Origin of the sequence: Promicromonospora sp. NPDC019610 (assembly GCF_044389365.1) — a bacterium.
GTDB lineage: Bacteria > Actinomycetota > Actinomycetes > Actinomycetales > Cellulomonadaceae > Promicromonospora.
Genome location: NZ_JBIRXX010000001.1, coordinates 1,090,209 through 1,105,986, shown reverse-complemented (window position 1 = coordinate 1,105,986; position 15,778 = coordinate 1,090,209). Strand labels below are relative to the sequence as shown.

Sequence of the window (15,778 nt, the reverse complement as noted above, 5' to 3'; positions counted from 1 at the left end):
CGGTGGTGCGGTATGCCCCCACGCTCCCGTCCGCGGCCCGGGACGCCCCTCCCCCGGTCGGGGGATATCCGCTGGTGGACGGGGGATCTCGCGGCTACGTTCGCCGGCATGACGTTCGAGGAGCAGATCGCCGAGGGAGTCGCCGTCCCCACCGACGGCTGGGACTTCTCGTGGTTCGCGGGCCGGGCCACCGAGGAGCGCCCCGGATGGGGCTACGTGCGGCTGTGCGGCGAGCGCCTGGGCCGCGCCGGAGCGGCGCTCGACGTCGACACCGGCGGCGGCGAGGTCTTCGCCGAGGCGCTGGGGCGGGCCGGGCGCGTGCCCGGCGTCGTCCGCGCCGTCGAGGGCTGGGCGCCGAACCACCGGCTGGCGTCCGCCGCGCTGGCGCCGTTCGGCGGCGTCGTGACCCTCGTCGACGACGGCGCCGCCTCGCTCCCCTACGACGACGGCACGTTCGACCTCGTCCTGAGCCGCCACCCCGTGTCGTTCCCGTACGCCGAGGCGGCGCGGGTGCTGACGCCCGGCGGCACGCTGCTGGTCCAGGAGGTGGGCGCGGGTTCGAACCGCGAGCTGTACGAGTTCCTCATGGGGCCGCAGGCGAACGACGACGCCGGGTACGTGGAGCGGCTCCGCGGGCGGGTGACCGGGGCGGGGCTCGACGTGGTCGACGTCCGCGACGCCCGGACCCGGGTGGAGTTCTTCGACCTGGCGGCCGTCGTCCACTTCCTGCGGAAGGTCCTGTGGACGGTGCCCGACTTCGACGTCGAGCGCTACCGCAACCGCCTCCGCGCCCTGTACGACCACATCGCCGAGCACGGGTCCTTCGCCTGCCACAGCCGCCGCACCCTCGTCGAGGCGCGGAAAGCCTGACCACCCCACTGACTCGCGGGTCCACCGCCGCCGAGTCAGCCACCGGGTCGGACCACCCGGCTGACTCGGCACACCAGGGACGGCGAGTCAGTCGGTTGGTCTGCCGTTCACGTCGTCGCGGGTCGGGGGCGGGTCGGCGCGCTGCGCCGTCAGGTCGCGCGGCGTCAGCGTGAACCCCTGCCAGTGCATCTCCATGGGGCTCTGGTCCTCGTCGCGCGCCACGTGGTGGAAGCCGACGGCGACCCACGTGACGACGTCGGACAGCTCCGCCTCGTCCTGCGCGAAGTCGAGCACGCCCGCGCCGCAGGACCCCTCCTTGTTGGCCGTCGCGTAGAGCTGGCAGTCGTCCGCCTCGGTGAACGCGATCGCGTAGCCGCCGTCGTCGCCGCCCGCCGGGCCGTCGTGCCGGTGGTCCTGGGTGAGCTGGAAGGGCGTCGTCGCCCCGAGCTCGACCTGGTACGAGATCGGATGCCCGTCGGCGTTGAGCACGTCAGGGTTGACCACGCGCCACCAGCGCCGGTCCGCCGCCGTGGCCGTGCCCTCGCGCGGGATCCGGGTGAGAGCCCCCTCGACCAGCGGCGCCCGCGGGCCCACCTCGCCGGTCGGCGCGGCGTCGTACTGCTCCACCACCTGGCCGCCCTGCCCGCCGAGTGCCCAGTGGACCCGCCAGACGGCGTTGTGCGAGTGGCTCGTGGCGTAGTCCGTGTCGCCGGGGCCGACGGGCCAGCCGTGCGCCGGGTCGTCGCCGTAGTCCTCGGGCGACAGGTCGCCGGTCGCGCCGAGGTCGGACCGGATGCTGCCGTCGCCGCCGAACGTGTACTGACTGACGTACTCGTACCAGCCCACCTTCGAGATCGTGGAGAGTCGCAGGTCCGTGCGGCGGGCCACCTCGGTGCCCGTCGTGTCCCCGCTGCGGTACGCGATCCCGCCGTCGACCACCTCCTGGCACAGCACGGCGCGGCGCTCACCGCCGCCGCCCATCGAGCCGTCGCCGATCTTCGGCACGTAGGTCTCGAGCCGTTCGCCCAGGCACTCCGGCTCGGTGAGCGTCATGATGTGGCTGCCGCCGAAGCCCTGGGTCGTGATGTCCTCGGTGTTGCGCAGGCCGGTGTCGTACGGCACCTCGAGCTGGCCGATCGACAGCTCGGCGAGCACCTGCACGGGTTCGTCGCCTGCGGGCGTGAAGTGCACGTCGTCGAGCACCAGCCCGCGGCTGGCGTCGATCCGCCAGCACATGGTCCACGTGGAACCGCTGAGCAGCTCCTCCGTGACCGGTTCGTTCTCCGCGCACCGCACGTGCGCGCTGCCCGACGCCCGCGTGTCCTCGCCCCGCGGGGCCGGCGCGGCGGGCAGAGCCTGTTCCACCACCATGATCGCGGCCACGACGAGCGCCACGATGGCGGTCGCCGCGACGATCGCCGGTATCAACCTGCGCTTGGACGACACCTCGCGCACGACGTTCCCCCCGATCTCAGTTCCCGGCCCCCTGCGGGCCCTGACAGGACCGGCCCGGTGCGACGATGTCGCACCGGGCCGGCCTTACCGCTGCGGACGCCCGACTGCTGCGTCCGTCCTGCTACGTCGGCGACTCAGCCGTCAGACGGCCTTCGAGTCGTCGGACATGCGGCCCATCGCCGTGGCGAAGGCCTGGCTGATCTCGCGGCGACGCTTGATCATGACCGCACCGGCACCGAGCAGCAGCACCGTCGCACCGATCAGGATGCCCACGTTCGCACCGGTGGCGGCGAGACCGTCGTCACCGCTGTCGGGGCCACCGGCGGCGGTGGCGACGACCTCGAAGGTGGCCATGGCCGAGTCGCCCTCGACCGTGCTGACGGCGATGCCCTGGTGCTCACCGACGTCGAGCTTCTCGTCGACGGTGAAGGTCCACTGGACGTTGCCCTCCGCGTCGGCCGCCTGGGACTGCAGGGCGAACGACGTCGAGTTGATGATGCCGACGACCTGCTCGCCGGGCTCGAAGCCCGACGCGTAGAAGGTCTGCTCGTCACCCTGCTGGACCGTCGGGTGCTCGAAGCGGGCCGTCAGGTCGCGCCCGTCGCCGCCACCGGTGTTCTCGGTGACCACGATCGGCGTCTGCGCGCCCTCACTGCCGTCCTCCGGCTGTGCGTCCACGATGATGACGCCCGGCTCGGTACCCTCGGGAACGGTGATCGGGGTCTCGAAACCGCAGTCCTCGTCCACCAGCACGGTGACCGGGTCACCGATCTTGTTGCCCTCGGTGTCGAAGAGCTGCACGACCACGTTCACGCCGGCCGGGAAGCCGGTACCCGTGACCTGCACCTCGGCGCCCGCCTCGACGACGGTCGGGTCGGCCGTGATGGCCGGGTCGGTGCACTCCTCACCCGGGTTGTCCGGGTTCAGGATCTCGAGCGGCGCCTCGGCGCCCTCGCTGCCGTCCTCCGGCTCTGCCTCGACCACGTGGTCGCCGGGCTCGGCGTCCTCGGGGACGACCAGCTCGGTGATGAAGCCGCAGGCCTCGTCCGGGGTGACCGTGACCGGCTCGCCCACCGGGTTGCCCTCGGCGTCGCGCAGCTGCACGACGACCGGGACGCCGGCCGGGAAGCCCTGGCCGATGACCGAGACGGTGTCGCCCGGGTAGGCGGCGTTCGGCACGACGGTCAGCGTCGGGTCCATGGCGCACACGTCGGCGCCCGAGATCACGGCGAGCGGGGCCTCGGCGGCCTGGCCGGTCGTGTCGTCGGTGCCGACGACCGTGTAGTCGCCGAGCTCGGCGTCCGCGGGGACCGGCACCGGGGTGGTGAAGGTGCCCTCGGAGTCGGTGTCGACCGGGATGGCGTCGCCCACCGGGTTGCCCTCGGGGTCGACGAGCTGAACCGTGGCGGTCGAGTCCGGCGTGTAGCCCTCACCCGTCGCGACGGTCGACTGACCCGGAGCGACAGAACCGGGGACCACGGTCAGGGACGGGTCGATCTCGCCCGTGCCACCGTCGCCACCGATGCGGACGGCGGCGTTGCCCAGGTTGATCCGGGCGACCTCGTTGGCCGGCAGCAGCGCGATGCTCAGCGCCGACAGCTCGAAGGAGGTCTCCGCGGCAGCGGCCGTGGTCGAGGTCTGGGTGACGCCCTCGGAGCTGACCTGACGGTTGATGGTGATCGAGAGGACCTGCGACAGGACGTCGAAGACCGGCGAGAGCAGCTCGCGGATCGGCTTCGTGATGGAGTCCGTCTTGAGGTCGTTGATCAGCAGGTTGAAGATGTTGTCACCCTCGTCGCTGATCAGCAGGTCGTACACCGGGGCCAGGATCGGCGCCAGGGCCGGGCCGAGCGTGTTGATGGTGCTGACCAGGAGCTCGGCGACCGGAGCCATCGTGCCCGTGCTGTTGTTCACGGCCTCGGGGAAGTTGCCGTTCACGGCGTCGGCCAGCGGCAGCGACCACGAGACGTCGAGGTTGCCCAGCGGGCTCTCGTCGGTGAAGGCGATGTTGATCGTCACCGAGTTCAGCGAGTCCTCGATCGCACCGATGAGGATGTTGGTGACTTCCTCCATCAGCTCGTGCACGGTCTCCGCGATGAGCGGGTAGGTCGTGTCGTCGATGAGCTCGGTGTTCGGGTCGAGCGCGTTGATGCCACCCTCGTTCGGCCCGTCCACGAGCTTGTCGAGGTGGACCTCGAGCTGACCGGTCGACAGGTCGATCGTGATGAGCTGGTTCGCCGAGGTGATCGGCTCACCCACGACGGACTGGAACAGGTTCTCCTGCATGTTGCTGTCGACGGTGATCGACGGCGTCGGGACGCCCGGGATCGCGTCGAAGAGGCCGGTCAGGGCGCTCTCGTCAAGGTTCTCGTTGACGAGGTCCTCGACGGTCGTGTCGATGGTGCCGCCGATGTCGTAGATCGACGAGGCAGCGTCCTCGATGACCGGCGAGTGCAGCGTCAGGTCCAGGTCGGCCACGCGGTACTGGCCGAGGCCACCCACGCCGTCCTGGTCCAGGATCACGCCGTCCTCGGCCTTGACCTCGGCCGCACCGGCGCCCGCCTCCAGCAGGAGCTGGTCGACGATCTGGTCCGTGAGGCCGTCGACGCCCAGCAGGCGCGCGACGGACAGCACGTCCACGGTCGCCTTGCCGAAGTCGTCGGTCTCGCCGTCCAGGGTCACGCCGCCGTCGGCGCCGGCCAGGCCGGAGACCGCGTACGCGTCGACTGGGGACGACGCCTCGCTCTTGGAGGCCAGCGCACCGAGCTGACCGAAGTCCAGGATCTCGTCGAGGGGGACCTCGACGTCACCGAGACGGATGAGCTCCGAGCCGAGCAGCTCGACGTTCAGGTTGCCCTCGTTCGGGCCGGCGTTGGAGACCGAGCCGGCCTCCGAGTAGGCGGCTGCGAGCAGCGCCTCCTGGAAGAGCGTCGAGTCGAGGACGCTCGCAGCGGCCTCCGACGGCTCGTCCGGGTAGTTGTCCACAGCCGCGACTGCCGGCAGACCCGTGGTGGTCACCACGAGGGCCGACGCCGCGACCGTCACCAGAGATCGGCGCAGTACGAGGCCACCCCTTCGACGGCGTGACGGTACTTGCGTTGGGTTCAACGGAATTCACTCCTCCACGTTCGCGCTTAAGAAAAGCGTCCGGATCGGTACGTGATCACGTCCGGATCTCGGGGCGATGGCATGAGGCACACCGGCTCCCGGCCATCAGGGAACAGTGGTTCTCAGCCACCTGCCAGGCAGGGCCGTAATCGTGCGCTGACGCAATCCAGCGCAACGGGAAGTGCGTTCGATACGTTTCGAGGCGCGCCGGAGGCGGCCGCGCACACAATGCCGGGGATACGAGAAAGAGGTCCGGAATGCCGGGTGAAAAGTAGGCGCAGGGGCGGGTGAAAAATCTGCGCTCGATCGTTACCCGCCGACGAGCCAGGCAGGCGGTCGCGTCTCGGCGAGACGGACCAGGTCCCGGCGGTCCCGGATGCCGAGCGTCGTGTACGCCTGGCGCAGCCGGTTGACGACGGTCCGCTCGGACACGAACGTCGCCTGGGCGATCTGCGAGTTGGTGGCGCCGTGCACGGCGAGCCGCACCATCTCCCGCTCGTGCCGGCCGAGCACCTCCCACTCGGGGCCTGCTCCGCCGCCCGCGTCGGTCTCGGCGAGGAACGCGTCGATACCGCGCAGCCACCCGGTCATCCCGGCCAGCCGGACGAGCGTCCGGGCCTCGTCGAGCAGCGCGGTCCCCGTGCTCCGGGCGCCGCGCGTCACGGCGTACCGGCCGTAGGCCACCAGCATGCGCACCCGCTGCCAGGGCGACATCGGCACGGGTGCGGCGTGCAGCGCGGCCTCGAAGGCGGCCGACGGCGTGCCGTCGTCCGCCAGCAGCGCCCGCAGCCTGGACCAGGCCGCCGCGACGTCGACCGCCGCCCGCTCCTCGGGCGTCACCACGGGCTGGAGCAGCCGCTCGACGCGCGGCCCCACCCGGCCGGGCGGGGTGGACGCCATGACGGCCTCGACGAGGTCGCAGCGCACCTGTACGCGGCCCCGGTAGGGCCACGCGCAGTGCTCCAGCGCGATGGTCAGCAGGGCCACGGCGCCCTCCGCCTGCCCCACGACGAGGTGCGCGGCGCCGAGGTCGGCGGCGTACTCACCCAGCGCCCGCGCCGACCACGAGCCCGCCTGCGCGGGCATGGTGCTCGCCGGGGCGGTGCCGTCGACGACGGCGTCCGCCGCCGCGCGCAGCCCGCGCGCGGGCAGCCACTCGTCCACCGACGGTCGCAGCTCCGCGGCGTGCGCGAGGTGCGTCCGGACGTCGACGGCGCGGCCGTCGAAGGCGGCGACCCGGGCTGCCGCGACATCGCGCGCGACGATCTCCGCGACCGTGCTCTCCCCTGCGCCGCCGGAGTGGTCGGCCAGGAGGCTGCGCGCGCCCACGACGTCGCCCAGCATCAGCAGGGCGTGCACCTGGACCTCGACGCCCACCCAGTCCTGGCCCGGCGTCGGGCCGAGCAGCCGGAGGTCGGAGCGGAGGACCCCGGGGTCGGGCAGCTCGCCCGTGCTCTCCAGGCGGAGCAGCGTCGCCGCCACGCGAGCGCCGGCGGCGCGCGCCTCCGCGCGGACGCCGGTCGGGTCGCGCCACCAGAGGTGGTCGGTCCACTCCGACCCCACACCGTCGGGCACCAGGGCGCCCTCACGGTGGTCCAGCCATGTGCGCCCCGTCAGCAGGGACACCCCGACGGCGCGCGCCGCCAGCCGCGGTGCGGGCGTGGCCGCCACGACCGCCCAGGCACGGGCCGGCAGCTCGTCGAGGTGCAGGCCGTCGAGGATGCGCTCGGCCGCGTGCGCGCCGGTCACGTGCGCGCCGGTCACCTGCGCACCGCGCGTCTGCGCGCCGGGCGCGTCGCGCTCCGCGGCCTGGCTCTCGCGGCCGTCGGTGTGACCGTCCGCCCCGCGCGCCTCGCGGCACAGCAGGGCCAGCAGCGGGTGCCGCACGGCCGACCGGCCGTCCCGGCGGGCCAGGGCCGCGCCGCCCAGCGGCGGCGTGCCCAGCGGCGCGGTGGCGAGCGCGGTCATGGTCGTCGGATCCAGGCCCGCCAGCATGGCGCGGTAGACGCGCCGGGCGGCGGAGCCCACGGTCTCGGGGCCGGTCCAGGAGGCGTCTCCGCGCAGCTCGGCGGCGCTCAGTGACCCGGCGAGCTCCAGCGCGAGCCGGGGGTTGCCGGCGCTCCACCAGCGGAGCTGCTCGACGACGTCGGCGGCCACCGGGACGCTCAGCTCCATGTCGAGCACGCGGCGCAGGGACCCCCGGTCGAGCGGCCCCAGCTCGAGCACCTCGACGTCGTCGGACAGCGGCTCGGCGGAGATGCTCCGGACGGCGGCGATCACCCGCCAGTCCTGCCCGTACGCCTCGTCCGCCAGGTGCTGCAGCCAGCGTGCGCGCTCGGCGGTGAGCACGCCCACGTCGTCGACGAAGAGGACGCGCGGGCCGGTGCCGCCGTCCTCGCCCTCCTCGGCCGCCCAGGCCGACACCGCGCGCAGGAAGCCCGCCGCGTCGAAGTCGGTGTCGTGCTCCGGGTGGTCGGGCACGGACCAGGCCGACAGGTCGATGCGCCGGCTGTTCTCGAGGTCGTGCGCCGAGGGCCGGGGCGAGCACGGCCGGACCACGCGCACGGCCGACGACCCTGCGCCGACCAGCTTGAGCGCGCGGATCACCGTCGCCGTCTTGCCGATGCCGCTCAGCCCGCGCACGACGAGGACCGTCGGGTCCAGGTCCGTCGCGAAATGCCCGATGACCCGCAGCTCTCTGTCCCGCCCGTGGACCACGTGGTCCCTCCCCCTGCTACCCGCCTGGCTCCCTCGTGCCCCCGACGACGCCGTGGACATGGCCATGGAAGGCCCGTAACTCGTTGGCACGCACACCCCAATGTCGTGACTTACATGAATATCGATCGGAGCGCGTCAGGAGTCTATGACAAGAGATAAATCGTGCAGGGTGTGCCTGTGATACGGGAAATTACGGTTCTACCTGGCACATCTCGGACAGCCGAGATAAAGGCCCGTGAGTCCGGAAATAAATCCGGAATGCCCAATTCTGGAGAAGTGTCGGCGTCAGGCCAGCGGACCGAGCAATTCCTGCCGGTCGGTCTCCGGGCGGTCCGCGCCGTCGAGCACATCGACGATCTTCTTCTCCTCGAACCGGAAGTGCGTCTCCATGACGGCCTCGATGCCGTCGAGGTGCCGCAGCAGCTCGTCCCGGTCCGCGCCCGACAGCGCGGCGCGCTGCAGCTCGCCCAGGAGGTGGTCCAGCATCGAGTGGTCCCGCTTGAGGTCGGCGACGACGGGCGCGAGGTCCGGCTCGGCCGCCAGCACGACGTCGAAGAGGGTGGCGTCCTCCGCACGGTGGTGCCCGGTCAGCGCGGCGCAGAAACCGACGCAGTAGAGCTGCAGGTCCCGTGCCGCCGTCGGCCCGGAACCACCGTCCTCGACGGCGGACCGCGCGACGCCCAGGGCCTCGCGCAACCGCCGGTGGATCTCGCGGAGCTCCTGCCCCCAGGCCACGACGCGTTCACTCATCGCCGGACAGCCTAGCCCGGGCCGGCCCGGGCCGGGCCACGCCGGGCCGGGCCGGGCGGCGGTCAGCCGCCCAGCAGCTCGGCGATCACCGCCGGCACTGCGTGGGCGATCTCCAGCGCGGCGACCGGGCCGCCCGCCGAGGCGCGCGCCGCCGCCCGGCCGTGCACCACCGCGGCGGCCGCCGCGAGGCGCGCCGCGAGCGTCTCGTCCGCGACGACGTCGGCCGAGCGCCCGGCCAGCAGCGTGCCCAGGATGCCCGCGAGGACGTCGCCCGCCCCCGCTGTCGCCGTCCACGCCGGGGCGTCCGCCTGCGCGTAGGCGCCACCAGGGCCGGCCACCACGGTGATCGCGCCCTTGAGCAGCACGGTCGCGCCGGTCGCCTGGTGCGCTGTGCGCGCCCAGTGCAGCGGCCGCGCCTCGACCGCGGCCCGGTCGGCGTCGTGCCCGAGCCCCTGCAGCAGCTCCGCCAGCTCGCCGGCGTGCGGCGTCAGCACCGCCCAGGCGGGCAGTCGGTGCTCCAGCATCGTGAGCGCGCCCGCGTCGATCACGGCGGGCATCTTGCCGCCGGTCACGTCCTCGGACAGCACACCGGTCACGGCCGCGAGCGCCCCGAAGACGCGGCGCGCCTGGCCGTCGTCGTCCGGGCCGTCCTCCGGGTCGAACGGGGGAACGCCAGGGCCGAGGACCCACGCCTGGACGCGTCCGCCGGCCACGACCACCTCGGGCCGGGCCAGCAGCACGCGGGTGCCCACGGCCTCGGGGCCCAGGTAGCGCACCATGCCGGCCCCGGCCCGCACGGCGCCGGACGTCGCCAGGACGGCCGCGCCCGGGTAGGTGCTCGTCCCGGCGATCACGCCGACCACGCCGCGCGTGTACTTGTGGTCGTGGGCGGTAGGGGCGGGCCAGAGGGCGGCGACGTCCGCGGCCTCCAGGCGCTGCACCCGGCCGGAGCCCGTGTCGGTGCCGGCCATCGCGTGCCGGCCCAGGGTGACGCGCTGCGCCGCGCTGGCCCAGTGGTCGGTGCCGGAGGCGGTGGGGAAGCCGACGTCGACCAGCTCGACCGCGCCGGCGAGCTGCGCCGCCGGGGGCAGCAGGAGGCCGGGCTTGAGCGCGCCGAACGTGACCGTGCGGTCGGCGCGCAGCACGGGACCGGGCACCACGCCGTCGTCCACGCCGATGCCGCTCGGGATGTCGACCGCGACGGTGTACGGCCACCGCTTCCCCGCGGCCTCGCGGGCCTCCGCGAGGGCCCGGACCAGGCCGCCGGCGGGCGGGCGCAGCGCGCCGCGCGCGCCGACGCCGACCAGGCCGTCGAGCACGACGTCGGCCGCGAGGGCGGAGCGGACGACGGCCGGGACGCGGACGTCGGCGAGGCGCACGACCGCACCGCCCGCCGCCTCGAACGCCGCGAGGCCCTCCTCGTGGGCGCGCGCGGACGCGAGGACGGCGGTGACCGTCATCCCGCGCCGGACCAGGTGCGCGCCGGCGAACAGGGTGTCGCCGCCGTTGTTGCCGGGGCCGACCAGGAGCAGAGCGCTCGCGCCGCGGACGTCGCCGCGGGGGCCGGACGGGCGGCCGGGCCGGACGCGGGCCACGCCCGGGAGCCCGTCGGAGCCGAGGCTGCCGTGCAACCGGGCGCCGCCGGGGCGGGGAGCCGTCCGGGCCGCGACCTCCCGGAGCACGGCCTGCGCCAGCGCGTACGCCGCCCTGGCCATGAGTGGCTCACCCGCCGCGATGAGCGGCTCCTCGGCCTTGCGTACCTCGTCGGAGCTCCATGCGTCTTTCACAGCCCTATAGTGCCGCCTCCGCCAGGACCCGAGGTACCGAAAACCGACAATTTCGACCACACCTCCCCTGGGGCAACCGCGTCGGCATAGGGTCGGGCCATGCGATTCGGACTCTTCATCCCGCAGGGCTGGCGCCTCGACCTGGTCGACATCGCGCCCGCCGACCAGTGGGCCACCATGCTCTCCCTCGTCCACCGTGCCGAGAACCAGGCGGCCGGCGAGGCCGTCCCGGGCGGCGAGTTCGCCTGGGAGTCAGCCTGGGTGTTCGACCACTTCCACACCGTCCCCGAACCCTCGACCGAGGCCACGCACGAGGCGTGGTCGCTGATGGCCGCGTTCGCCGCGGCGACCCAGCGCATCCGCCTGGGCCAGATGTGCACCTGCATGGCCTACCGCGAGCCGACGTACCTGGCCAAGGTGGCCTCGACGATCGACACGATCTCGGGCGGCCGCATCGAGATGGGTATCGGCGCCGGCTGGTACGAGCACGAGTGGCGCGCCTACGGCTACGGCTTCCCGACCGCGGGCGAGCGGCTGCGTGCGCTCGACGAGGGCGTCCAGATCATGGCGAACATGTGGCGCACCGGGTCCTCGGGCACCTTCGAGGGCAAGCGCTACCAGGTCGACGGCGCGCTCTGCTACCCGCAGCCTCTCCAGCAGCTCCCGGTGGGCGACGGCGGCGCCGAGGTCCCGTCCATCCCCCTGTGGATCGCGGGCGGCGGTGAGAAGAAGACGCTGCGCATCGCCGCGCAGCACGCCCAGTACACGAACTTCGACGGCTCGCCCGAGGGCTTCGCGCACAAGTCGAGCGTGCTCGAGGCGCACTGCAAGGACGTGGGCCGGGACTTCGGCGAGATCACGCGGTCCTCGAACTACAACGTGGTGATCGGCGAGAACGACGCCGAGGTGGGCGAGCGGCTGGCCTGGATCGAGGCGCACCTGCGCAAGCAGGTCCCCGCGAAGGCCGACCGCGAGATCGAGAACTGGCGCAACGGCCTCCTGGTCGGCACGCCGGGGCAGATCGTCGAGCGGCTGCAGGGCATGCGCTCGCGCGGGCTGGAGTACGCGATCACGTACTTCCAGGAGGCGGCCTACGACACCAGCGGCATCGAGCTCTTCGAGAAGCAGGTCATCCCCGAGCTCCAGTAACCCCCGACCTGTCAGACCCACAGGTCACACGGGTGACCTGTGGGTCTGACAGGTTGCCTCAGCCTTCGGCGATCACCATGGCGGACGCGATGCCGGCGTCGTGGGAGATCGTGATGTGCCAGGTGCGCACGCCGAGCTCGGCGGCGCGGGCGGCCACCGTGCCGCTCGCGTCGATCCGTGGCGGGCCGCCGATCGTGCGGTGCACCGTGACGTCGTGCCACCGGAGGTTGCCGGGGGCACCGAGCGACTTGGCGATGGCCTCCTTCGCCGCGAACCGCGCGGCGAGCGACGCCGCCGGGAGCTCGCGCTCGGCCTCGGTGAACAGCTTCTCCCGCAGCCGGGGCGTGCGGTCGAGGGTCTCCATGAACCGGTCCACGTCGACCACGTCGATGCCCGTGCCGATGATCATGGCCTCAGCCTAGGTCCCCGGCACCGGCTACCGGGCCGCTTCGCCCCTGGTCAGCGCGGGTCGGCACGCTCTACGCACAGGACGGTGCCGGTGTTGCGCAAGGTGCCCGTTTTGCGGCACCATATCCCCGTAATGCACAGGTAAAGGTGGCATCTGCTTCGCGGCAGCGTGCCACCTTTCGCGCGGAGGAGGTTGCCATGCCGGAGGACGACGACAAGCTCCCCTTCCCCGTGATCATGGTCGTGGTCTTCGGCATCGTGATCGCCGCGATCGTCACGCTGCTGGTGTACGTCGCCGTGTCGAGCTGACGTCGCTCGCCTCCTCGACACGGTCGAGCCACTCCCCCACCAGCGCCTCGAACAGGTCGCGCTGCTCGATGTGCAGCGAGTGTCCCGCGCGGTCCAGCACCGCGAACGTGGCGCGCGGGTAGTGCTCCAGCAGGTCCCACGCGTCGCGGTAGCCCGTCATCGAGTCCTGGCGCCCGACGGCGATCAGCACGGGCTTCTCGAAGGGCGCTGGTTCCACGGGGAACGTCCCGGCGTAGCTCGCCTCGATCCGCGCGACCGCTGCCGGGTCGGCCGCGGCGAGGCCGGGGTCGACCTCCTCGTGAGTGCGGGCCCAGGTCTCCTCCGTCTGCACCACGAGCACGTCCTCCGCGTCGAGCGCGGCCGCCCCGACCCGATCGGTGAGCGCACGGTCGCGGACCAGCACCTGGCGCCCGGGGAGCCGGCGCAGCTCGTGCCGTGGCTCGACGAGCGTGACGAGAGCGGCCAGGCCGGTGACCCGGTCCGGGTCGGCGGCCGCCAGCCCGCGCGCCAGGTATCCGCCGTACGACTGCCCGACCACGGCGTAGGGCCCCTCGGGCACCAGCGCCTCGACCGCTCCTCGCAGGATCCGGAAGACGTCGTCGGTGCTCGCCACGTCCGGGGCGACCGTGCGGCCCATGCCCGGCAGGTCCACGTAGACCCGGCGCCAGCCCTGGCGCCCCGCGAGGACGGGCTCGAACGCACCGGTCATGAGCCGGTGGTCCACCGGGAACCCGTGGACCAGCACCACGGTGCGCACCCCCGCGCCTGCCTGCGGCCCGTGCTCCACGTAGTGCACCCGGACCCCGTCGACCTCTACGTACGCCATGCGCGCTCCTCTCCGCCGGCCGCCACGGCGTGGCGCCCGTCAGAGGCAGACCCTAGACGGGGTCACCGACATCGCGGATGCCCGCGGTGTCCTCCGGCCGCACCAGGTGCCGCCAGCGGAACCACTTGCGCTCCAGCTCCTCCGGCAGGTCGACGTCGAACCGCCGGGCCACGAGCAGCAGCTGCGCGAGCGCGTCCGCGACCTCGCCCCGGAACGCGTCCCGGATCTCGTCCTCGGACAGACCCCGGTCGCGCGAGCGCCCGGACAGCGTGAGGAACGCCTGGGTGAGCTCGCCGATCTCCTCCTGGAGCTTCAGCACGAGCCAGTCGTCCGTGCGTTCCAGGCCGTGCACGCGCGCGTAGACCCGGCTGATGATCTCGACCTCGTCGGAGAGCTGCTTCAGTTCCACGCCGACGAGCGTGCCACAGCCGGGTCGGCGGGATTACTCGACGGTCACCGACTTGGCGAGGTTGCGCGGCTGGTCCACGTCCAGGCCCTTGGCCGTGGCGAGCGCCATCGCGAAGATCTGCAGCGGCACGACGGCCAGCAGCGGCTGGAGCAGCGTGGGCGCCTGCGGGATCCAGAAGATCTCGTCGGCGTACTTGCGCACCTCGTCGTCGCCGTCCTCCGCGATCACGAGGGTGCGGGCGCCGCGCGCCCGGATCTCCTGGATGTTGGAGACCACCTTGGAGTGCAGGGAGTCGCGGCCGCGCGGGGAGGGCACCACCACGAACACGGGCTGCCCCTCGTCGATCAGGGCGATCGGGCCGTGCTTGAGCTCGCCGGCGGCGAAGCCCTCCGCGTGGATGTACGCGAGCTCCTTGAGCTTGAGCGCCCCCTCCAGGGCCACGGGGAAGCCGACGTGCCGCCCCAGGAACAGCACCTTGTCGGACTGCTCCATGGACCGGGCCGTCGCGCGCACGTACTCGCCGCGCTCGATGACGGTCTGGATCTTGCGCGGCATGGCCCGCAGCTCGTCGAGCAGCGTGGCGATCTCGTCGGGGAACTTGTTGCCGCGCAGCTGGGCGAGGTACAGACCCAGCACGTAGGCGGCGGTGATCTGCGCGAGGAACGCCTTGGTGGAGGCGACGGCGATCTCGGGGCCGGCGTGCGTGTAGAGCACGGCGTCGGACTCGCGCGGGATCGTGGAGCCGTGGGTGTTGACGATCGAGATCACCTTGGCGCCCTGCTCGCGCGCGTGCCGCACGGCCATCAGGGTGTCCATGGTCTCGCCGGACTGCGTGACGGCGACCACCAGGGTGCGCTCGTCGACGATCGGGTCGCGGTAGCGGAACTCGTGCGCCAGCTCGACCTCGACCGGGATGCGGCACCAGTGCTCGATCGCGTACTTCGCCACGTGCCCGGAGTAGGCGGCGGTGCCGCACGCGATCACGATGATCTTGTTCACGGCGCGCAGGATCGACTCGTCGATGCGCAGGTCGTCCAGCACGAGCGCGCCCGCGGCGTCCGTCCGGCCCAGCAGCGTGTCGGCCACGGCCTGCGGCTGGTCGTGGATCTCCTTGTCCATGAAGGAGTCGAAGCCGCCCTTCTCGGCGGCCGCGGCGTCCCAGTCCACGGTGTAGCGCTTGGCCTCGGCGGGCTTGCCGTCGAAGTCGGTCACGTCCACGGACGTCGGCGTGATGGTCACCACCTGGTCCTGGCCCAGCTCCAGGGCCTCCTTGGTGTGCGCGATGAACGCGGCGACGTCGGAGCCCAGGAAGTTCTCGCCCTCGCCGAGCCCCACCACGAGCGGGGAGTCGTGCCGCGCGCCGACCACCGTCTCGGGCGCGTCGGCGTGCACGGCGAGCAGCGTGAACGTGCCCTCCAGCCGACGGGCGGTGGCGGTCATGGCGGCCGTCAGGTCGCCGGTCTCGCGGTACGCCTTGGCCACGAGGTGGGCGGCCACCTCGGTGTCGGTCTCGGACCGGAACACCACGCCGTCGGCCAGCAGCTCGGCCTTCAGCTGGGCGAAGTTCTCGACGATCCCGTTGTGGATCACCGCGAGGCGGTCGCCGTCGGCCAGGTGCGGGTGGGCGTTCGCGTCGGTGGGGCCGCCGTGCGTGGCCCAGCGGGTGTGCCCGATCGCCGCGGTGGCCTCCGGGAGCGGGTCGTGGTCCAGCACCTCGATCAGGTTGGCGAGCTTGCCCGACTTCTTGGCCCAGGCCACGCCGTCCAGCCCGGGCGCGACGAGCGCGACCCCGGCCGAGTCGTAGCCGCGGTACTCGAGGCGCCGCAGCCCCTCGACGGCCACGTCGAGGGGCGTGCCCGAGGGCAGGGCCGCGCCCGAGGCGCCGCCGTCCGCGATAGTCGCGGCAGTTCCGGTGTAACCGACGATCCCACACATGCGGGCGAGTCTAACGAGCGTTCGGAGCGGTACCCATGACCGGGCTCACAGGGC

General features: G+C 72.9%; 11 protein-coding genes. 2 read left to right on the top strand and 9 right to left on the bottom strand.

Going from position 1 to position 15,778, the window contains the following annotated elements:
• Positions 1 to 108: 108 nt before the first annotated feature.
• On the top strand, positions 109 to 870 hold the full coding sequence (locus ACH45N_RS04855) for a class I SAM-dependent methyltransferase (protein ID WP_397391639.1): 762 nt from the start codon (positions 109 to 111) through the stop codon (positions 868 to 870).
• An 87-nt stretch (positions 871 to 957) separates the two neighbouring features.
• On the opposite strand, the gene ACH45N_RS04850 is transcribed toward ACH45N_RS04855, so the two are convergent.
• The 5 genes from ACH45N_RS04850 to ACH45N_RS04830 all read right to left on the bottom strand — a co-directional run bounded on the left by ACH45N_RS04850 (position 958) and on the right by ACH45N_RS04830 (position 10,688).
• Positions 958 to 2,325 (bottom strand): copper amine oxidase, encoded by a 1,368-nt coding sequence (locus tag ACH45N_RS04850; RefSeq protein ID WP_397391636.1) that lies wholly within the window; start codon positions 2,323 to 2,325, stop codon positions 958 to 960.
• A 141-nt stretch (positions 2,326 to 2,466) separates the two neighbouring features.
• Positions 2,467 to 5,370 carry a choice-of-anchor G family protein gene (locus ACH45N_RS04845; protein ID WP_397391634.1) on the bottom strand — a complete coding sequence of 968 codons (2,904 nt, stop codon included), beginning with the start codon at positions 5,368 to 5,370 and terminating at the stop codon, positions 2,467 to 2,469.
• A 372-nt stretch (positions 5,371 to 5,742) separates the two neighbouring features.
• A complete protein-coding gene (locus tag ACH45N_RS04840; protein WP_397391632.1) occupies positions 5,743 to 8,151 on the bottom strand; it encodes a LuxR C-terminal-related transcriptional regulator in 2,409 nt (802 codons plus the stop codon).
• Between the two features lie 285 nt (positions 8,152 to 8,436).
• On the bottom strand, positions 8,437 to 8,901 hold the full coding sequence (locus tag ACH45N_RS04835) for a hemerythrin domain-containing protein (RefSeq protein ID WP_397391630.1): 465 nt from the start codon (positions 8,899 to 8,901) through the stop codon (positions 8,437 to 8,439).
• Positions 8,902 to 8,963: 62 nt separating this feature from the next.
• A complete protein-coding gene (locus ACH45N_RS04830) occupies positions 8,964 to 10,688 on the bottom strand; it encodes an NAD(P)H-hydrate epimerase (protein ID WP_397391628.1) in 1,725 nt (574 codons plus the stop codon).
• Between the two features lie 99 nt (positions 10,689 to 10,787).
• On the opposite strand from ACH45N_RS04830, the gene ACH45N_RS04825 reads away from it, so the two are divergent.
• Positions 10,788 to 11,837 (top strand): LLM class F420-dependent oxidoreductase, encoded by a 1,050-nt coding sequence (locus ACH45N_RS04825; RefSeq protein WP_397391625.1) that lies wholly within the window; start codon positions 10,788 to 10,790, stop codon positions 11,835 to 11,837.
• Positions 11,838 to 11,895: 58 nt separating this feature from the next.
• Here ACH45N_RS04825 and ACH45N_RS04820 read toward each other — a convergent pair whose 3' ends face one another.
• From ACH45N_RS04820 to glmS, 4 genes are all read right to left on the bottom strand, one after another.
• Positions 11,896 to 12,246, bottom strand: coding sequence for a holo-ACP synthase (locus ACH45N_RS04820; protein WP_285101023.1), 351 nt, complete (start codon positions 12,244 to 12,246; stop codon positions 11,896 to 11,898).
• Between the two features lie 273 nt (positions 12,247 to 12,519).
• Complete coding sequence (locus ACH45N_RS04815) at positions 12,520 to 13,380, bottom strand: alpha/beta fold hydrolase (RefSeq protein WP_397391622.1); 861 nt, start codon at positions 13,378 to 13,380, stop codon at positions 12,520 to 12,522.
• A gap of 52 nt (positions 13,381 to 13,432) precedes the next feature.
• A complete protein-coding gene (locus ACH45N_RS04810) occupies positions 13,433 to 13,789 on the bottom strand; it encodes a pyrophosphatase (RefSeq protein WP_377231672.1) in 357 nt (118 codons plus the stop codon).
• 33 nt (positions 13,790 to 13,822) lie between these two features.
• Positions 13,823 to 15,724, bottom strand: coding sequence for a glutamine--fructose-6-phosphate transaminase (isomerizing) (glmS, locus tag ACH45N_RS04805; protein ID WP_397391619.1), 1,902 nt, complete (start codon positions 15,722 to 15,724; stop codon positions 13,823 to 13,825).
• Positions 15,725 to 15,778 lie beyond the last annotated feature (54 nt).